We start from the raw sequence: 1,286 nt of genomic DNA, 5'->3' as shown, positions 1-1,286 counted from the left end.
AACGCCTCCTCCTCGAAACCTCCTGGGAAGCCCTCGAACACGCCGGCATCAACCCCACCAACCTCCACGGCAGCCGCACCGCCGTCTTCACCGGCGCTTCCTCGCAGAACTACGCCTCCAACCTGCAGCACTCGCTGGAGAGCAGTGAGGGCTACTACCTCACCGGCAACGCGACCGCGGCCGTCTCCGGGCGCGTGGCGTACTCGCTGGGCCTCGAAGGCGCCGCGATGACGGTCGACACGGCCTGCTCCTCGTCGCTGGTGGCCCTGCACCTCGCGGTGCAGGCCCTGCGCAACGGCGAGTGCGACCTCGCCCTCGCCGGCGGCGTCTCGATCATGTCGACGCCCAGCCTCTTCATCGAGTTCAGCCGCCAGCGCGGCCTGTCAGCGGACGGTCAGTGCAAGTCCTTCGCGGCCGCCGCGGACGGCACGGGCTGGGGCGAGGGCGTCGGCATGCTGCTCGTCGAGCGGCTCTCCGACGCCCAGCGCAACGGCCACCAGATCCTTGCCGTGGTCCGGGGCAGTGCGGTCAACCAGGACGGCGCCAGCAACGGCCTCACCGCCCCCAACGGCCCCTCCCAGGAACGCGTCATCCGCCAGGCCCTGGCCAACGCGGGCCTGACGGCCGGCCAGGTCGACGCCGTCGAGGCTCATGGCACCGGTACCCGCCTGGGTGACCCCATCGAGGCCCAGGCCCTGATCGCCACCTACGGCCAGGAGCACCCGGCCGACCAGCCCCTGCTGCTGGGCTCGCTCAAGTCCAACATCGGCCACACCCAGGCCGCGGCCGGTGTCGGCGGCGTGATCAAGATGGTCATGGCGCTCCAGCACGGCCTCCTCCCGAAGACCCTGCACGTCGACGAGCCGACGCCCGAGGTGGACTGGTCGGCCGGCGCAGTGGAACTCCTCACCGAGGCCACCGCCTGGCCGGAGACCGGCGAGCCGCGCCGCGCCGCCGTCTCCGCGTTCGGCGTCAGCGGCACCAACGCCCACGTCATCCTCGAACAGGCCCCCGTCCGGAAGAGCCCTGCCCTCAAGGCGGAGATCGAGCCCGGCACGCTGCCGTGGCTGCTCTCGGCGCGTAGTGCCGAGGGCCTGAAGTCCCAGGCTAAGCGGCTGCTGGAGCACGTCGAGGCGGACGCGGAACTCCGTCCGGTGGACGTGGCGTTCTCGCTGGCGACGACGCGTTCGGTGTTCGAGCACCGGGCCGGTGTGGTCGCCTCCGACCGGGACGGGTTCCTGGACGGGCTGCGCGCCCTGGCCGAGGGCCGGGAGGCCGTCGGTGTC

General features: G+C 72.2%; 1 protein-coding gene. It reads left to right on the top strand.

The window, feature by feature from the left end:
• The coding region (locus tag ACGF12_RS38620) for a type I polyketide synthase (protein WP_393041363.1) at positions 1–1,286 on the top strand (1,286 nt) is incomplete at both ends.

It is taken from the genome of Kitasatospora sp. NPDC048296 (genome assembly GCF_043201815.1).
Taxonomy (GTDB): Bacteria; Actinomycetota; Actinomycetes; order Streptomycetales; family Streptomycetaceae; genus Kitasatospora.
The sequence above is the reverse complement of the archived record's forward strand: the minus strand, read 5'-3'. Positions and strand labels throughout refer to the sequence as shown.